The sequence below is a fragment of the Streptomyces sp. NPDC059900 genome, from assembly GCF_050270335.1.
Lineage (GTDB): Bacteria > Actinomycetota > Actinomycetes > Streptomycetales > Streptomycetaceae > Streptomyces.
On record NZ_JBNNJZ010000568.1, the window covers coordinates 1 to 5,072 of the forward strand.

The window sequence follows — 5,072 nt, forward strand, 5'->3', positions numbered from 1 at the left end:
CGCTGAGGGTGCGTCGGTTCGTCTGCTCCGAGGATTCCTGTCCGCGTAAGACCTTCGCCGAGCAGGTGCCCGGCCTCACCCGGCGGTTCGGTCGGCGGACGGAACGGTTGCGATCGGCACTTGTCTCGGTCGGACTCGCGCTCGCGGGCCGGGCCGGGGCCCGGCTGACCGACGCCTTGGGAGCGTCGGTCAGCCGGAACACGCTGTTGAGGCTGATCGCCTCCCTCCCGGATCCGCCCATCGCCGTGCCCCGCGTGGTGGGTGTGGACGAATACGCCCAGCGCAGGGGCCGGATCTACGGGACTGTGCTCGTCGACGTCGAAACACGTCGCCCGATCGACCTCCTGCCCGACCGCGAAGCGGACACACTCGCGGCCTGGCTGGCCGAGCGGCCCGGCGTTGAAATCGTCTGCCGAGACCGCGCCCCCTTCTTCGCAGAAGGCGCCACCCGCGGAGCCCCGCAGGCCCTCCAGGTCGCCGACCGGTGGCACCTCTGGCACAACCTGGGCGAGGCCGCCGAGAAGTGCGTCTACCGGCACCGCGGCTGCCTGCGCCCCCTCCCGGCACCGCCCGACGACGAACCGGAGGAAGAGACAGAGCCAGCCACGTCATCGCCCTGGCCGACGGGCCATCGGTTCGCCGAACGCACCCGTACCAAGCACGCCACCATCCACGCGCTCCTGGCCGCGGGACACAGCAAGCGGTCCGTCGCCCGGCAGCTCGGCATGACGCTCAACACCATCCTGCGCTTCTCCCGCGCCACCACCCCGGAAGAGATGTTCACCGGCCAGTGGCAAAGCCGCCCGACCAGGCTTGATGCCTACAAGCCCTACCTCGACCAGCGCTGGCAGGAAGGCTGCACCAACGCCTGGAAGCTATGGGAAGAGATCAAAGACCAGGGCTATCCCCGCGGCTACAGCACCGTCCGCGACTACGTCAATAGAACGCTCCGCGGCAAACCCCAACCCGTCGGGCCCCGGCCGCCATCAGCCCGCGTCGTCACCCGCTGGATCCTCACCCACCCCGACGCCCTGCCCGAAGGGGACCGGGTCCAGCTCAAGGCAGTCCTGGCCAACTGCCCCGAACTGGCAGCACTCACCGAGCACGTGCGTTCCTTCGCCCACATGCTCACCCAGCTACACGGCCATCAACTACCCGCATGGATCGACACGGCCACCGCCACCCCGGACCTGCCCAGTCTCCGGCGGTTCGCTCAGCACCTCGAACGCGACCTCGACGCCGTCATAGCCGGCCTCACGCAACCCTGGAATTCCGGCGTCGTCGAAGGTCATGTCAACCGGATCAAGATGCTCAAGCGGCAGATGTTCGGCCGCGCCAGCTTCGAACTTCTCCGCAAACGAGTCCTGCTGGCGTGATCGAGCACCATCGGGGCGCACGAGCCACGATGGTGAGCCGTCGAGGACCTTCTCCAGGTGGCGCCCCTCGTCGTACTTGCGGCGAGTCTGCCGGACGGTTGCCAGACTTCGACGGACATCCACACGCATCTGTTGAGCCTTCTCACGCTGTTGGAGGGCCCTCTCCCTCAACGCGTTGTTGCGCTCCCGCGCCTCTTCGACCAAAGCCACGCTGTCCGACCAAGCCAATCTCATGACGTCCCCCTCAGGGCCGGGCGCCAGCACGGCCGAGCACAACGACAAGAATCTGAACTCAGGTTAGCTACCACCCCATGGAGCCGCCCAGACAACGAAAAGACGCGCTCCGCGCTCCCCATCAGCCCGCGATACTCAGGCCGACAGTCACGCTGCGTACGCGGACCACAAGAAGTGGACCAGAGCCCCAGCACACGTTCACAGCCAGACGAGTGCCACAGAATCGCCGGCCTCAGCGGATAGCCAGTCTGGAGGGGGACCATCCCCCGCACGGGGAGCAGCGGGGTCGACGGAGGTCGGGATGCCGGCGAAGAAGGCGCCTTCGCCGCGGGGCAGGCCCCGTTCAGGTGCTGCCGCCGGCCACCGCGGCGGCGACTGTCCCCGGGCAGGTGCCGAGGCGGACGTCGCGGCCGATCGCCAGCGCTACACATGCCGCACAACGTCCACGGGCGGCGGTGGCGCAGGCACTCCGAACAGGGAGCGGCACTCCTCGAAGCCCTCGACCTTGATGGGCTGCCGAGACAGGCGGTGCCAGCGGTCGGCGGTGAGAACGTCGTCGTGAGCCTCCACAAGACGGTGGCCCACGGCGAGGCGCCGCACGCCGCCTGGCTCGTAGCCGAACTTCTGGGAGACGCGGCGGGAGGCGGCGTTGTCCGCGAAAGCCGTGGAGATGACCCGCTGGGCGCCCAGGCAGTCGAAGGCCAAGTACAGGGCGGCGGCACGCATCTGTGTGCCGAAGCCTCGTCCCTGGAACCGCCGGCCGAGCCAGAATCCGGTCCGCGCCTCGCGGGTGACCAAGAAGTCGTGGGCGGAAAGGTTCTGCTGGCCGATCACCTGCCCGTCATGGAAGACCGCGAGCAGGAGGCGCCAGTTGTCCTCGCGCCAGTCGCCGCGGGCCCACCAGTGGTTCTGCACCACGCTGCGGGCGGACTCCCGGGGGGTGCCGGAGGCCCAGGGCTGAGGGAAGTACACGGCCCCGGCCGGGACGACGCCGTCGGCTGCTACCTGTGCGAGCTCGTCGAGCCGGCCGTCATCGGGGACGCGGAGAACCAGGTCGGTGGTGGTGAGGGTGAGTTGGGTGAGCGGCCAGTGGCGCACGGGGTGTCTCCCAGAGGGTCAGAATCCGTCAATCCCGATTACGTTTCCGAACGGGTCGGCCAGCTGTGCGATGCGCCTGGTGCGTCCGCTGGGGTCGTCTGCGACGTCGAGGGGGCCGCGGTGGGGGGTGCATCCGGCGTCGATCAGTTGTTGGCGTACGGCGGCGACGTCATCGACGCTCCAGTACGGGACCGGGCTGCCGCCGCGGCGATTGTTCTTCTCGTCCAGGGGGTGGAACCCGAACTCGATACCAGCGACATCAAGCCAGGCGTACACGGCGCCGTTCTTGTCGTTGACGTCGAGGCGGACGCGGATGTCCAGGACGCCGCCCCACCAGCGGGCGGACTTCTCGGGATCTTCGGCGAAGATCATGATGGCGCGGATGCCGTGGAACACGTCGTCCTCCGGGAGTCATTGGTCGGCGGCGTGGAGGGATGCCAGGCCGGTGGCGTCGGCGAACGCGCGCAGAGCGCCGACGAGGCCGGCGTCGCTCCACTGGGTGCCGAGGTGGTTGGTGTGACGACGGTACGTCTGGCGGACCCAGCGCGGGGACAGTGTGCGTCCGTCGGTGGTGGCGAGGTAGGCGAGGGTGATCAGGTCGGGCATCCCGGTGAGGTCGGGGCGCAGGGTTTCGGCGTCGATGAGGGCGAGGCGGCCGTCGGGCCGGCGGCGGCAGTGGTCGGCCTTGAGGTCGAGGTGGCCCAGTGGCACGTGAGTATCGCCGTGGGCGCCGACGATCAGCTGCACCAGGTGGCGCCATGCGGCGTGCCGTCCCACCCACGCCGGTGCGGGCGCGTCGGCTGAGGCGTCAAGGCGCCACAGGTTCATGGTGTCGGCTGTGGCCGCATCCCAGCGGGCCGGCGCGGTATGGATGGCCGCGACCGAGGCGATGAGGTCGTCGAAGCCGTCCGCGGTGGCGATGTCCGCGCTCTGGTGGAGGAAGTCGACCACGAGGGTGCGGGTGGTGTCGCTGGTGCTGTGCAGCGCGGGCAGGACCCGCTCGCCGTCCAGGAGCTGGTAGGCGAGGACCTCGCCCAGGTAGCCGGCCTCGTCGCCATGCCGCTTGAGAAGCCGGCGGGGCGGGTCGCCCAGAGTGAAGGTCGCAGTGCGATACCGGGCCGTGAGGCAGCGCACCGGCCCGGGGGCTGCCGGGTGGTGACGGTAGATCAGGGATCGGGCCTGAGCTTCCGCGCAGGCGGGGTTGGTGTTCAGCGGGGTGGCGAGCCACCCGTCGGGCCGCACGCGGGCGGCTCCGGCGAGTGGCCCGGCCAGGGCCGTGGTGTTCATGCGGCCGCGCCTTGGGTATAGCCGAGTGCGGCGAGGCTGCGCTCGTAGCAGCGGGCCGCCAGGTCGGGGCGCTGGTGCTCGCCGAGGGCGGCGAACAGGGCGTAGACCGGGGAGTCGAGCGGTTCGCCGATGTGCCAGCCCTGGTACGAGCCGCCGACCACGTCCCAGATCTGCGCGCGGCCCTCGAAGACGGCAATCAGATCCTGGTAGTAGATCTCCACGCCGAACGGGAAGGCGACCATCGCCTCTTCGCGCCCGGAGGTCTCCACCGGTTCGAAGACCGGGCCGGTGATGTTCCAGGCGTACGAGTCGATGCTGCCCGGGGCACCGGGCGGGTCGAGCAACCGCAGCAGTGCGCGGCGGGAGCCGACGGGGCCCTGGAGATAGTCGTGGATGCCCGAGGCCAGCGCCCCGGTGCGGCTGGCGATGAAGTCGCGGGCCAGCCGCGGCAGTTCTTCCGCGAGCAGCGCCCGTGCCGCCCCCCACGTCTCCTGCAACAGGGCCGGGGTGATCGGGGAGGGTTCCACCTGCCGGGGCTCGGCGAGGTAGGCGCGTTGCTCTTCCAGGGCGCGGGCCTCGGTCCTGGCGTCGATCCTGACCCAGTCCGCACCGGAGGTGGTGATCGCGCCGCCGTCGCGGGGGACGGTGAGCCGGGTCCCGGGGCGCGGGCCGTGGACCTTGAAGAGGTGCTGGAGGACGTTGGCGCTCTGGGCGAGGGCGACGTGGTCGGCGTACAGGAACGGGCCGTGCGGGCTGCGCGGGGCAGTGAAGCCGTTGCCGCACAGGGCGGCATCCGCGACGCCGTCGAGAGGCTTGAGGTAGTCGATCAGCAGGCCGCTGAGGATCTCGATGCCGGTCTTGCGGTTGCGCGGGCCGTCCAGGCCGGGCAGCAGGTTGTTGTCCGCACCCAGGGCCCCGTACGGCACGGTCTGCGCGTTGTTGGAGACGATCGCGAGGCGCGGGGGCTTGAGCCGGCCGTCGGCGAGTTGCTCGATGTAGAGGTCGGACACGTCGGCGTCGACGCCGATGAACACGTCGTTGTCGGTGGTGCCGGCGCGGCGGAACAGGGGCTGGGCG

General features: G+C 70.2%; 5 protein-coding genes. 1 reads left to right on the plus strand and 4 read right to left on the minus strand.

The genetic code is table 11. The annotated features are described in order from the left end of the window. Positions 1-1,376 (plus strand): ISL3 family transposase (locus tag ACQKIP_RS39255; RefSeq protein WP_427745251.1); only part of this gene is annotated, 1,376 nt, incomplete at its 5' end. Positions 1,377-2,033: 657 nt separating this feature from the next. Here the strand turns inward: ACQKIP_RS39255 and ACQKIP_RS39260 are convergent. The 4 genes from ACQKIP_RS39260 to ACQKIP_RS39275 form a co-directional block, all read right to left on the minus strand. Continuing rightward, a complete protein-coding gene (locus tag ACQKIP_RS39260; protein ID WP_365861972.1) occupies positions 2,034-2,708 on the minus strand; it encodes a GNAT family N-acetyltransferase in 675 nt (224 codons plus the stop codon). Positions 2,709-2,726: 18 nt separating this feature from the next. Beyond that, a complete protein-coding gene (locus ACQKIP_RS39265) occupies positions 2,727-3,104 on the minus strand; it encodes a VOC family protein (protein ID WP_365861974.1) in 378 nt (125 codons plus the stop codon). Positions 3,105-3,119: 15 nt separating this feature from the next. Beyond that, positions 3,120-3,995 (minus strand): hypothetical protein, encoded by an 876-nt coding sequence (locus ACQKIP_RS39270; RefSeq protein ID WP_365861976.1) that lies wholly within the window; start codon positions 3,993-3,995, stop codon positions 3,120-3,122. Then, positions 3,992-5,072: hypothetical protein (locus tag ACQKIP_RS39275; protein ID WP_427745252.1), on the minus strand; the 1,081-nt coding region annotated here is incomplete at its 5' end. The genes ACQKIP_RS39275 and ACQKIP_RS39270, both read right to left, overlap by 4 nt.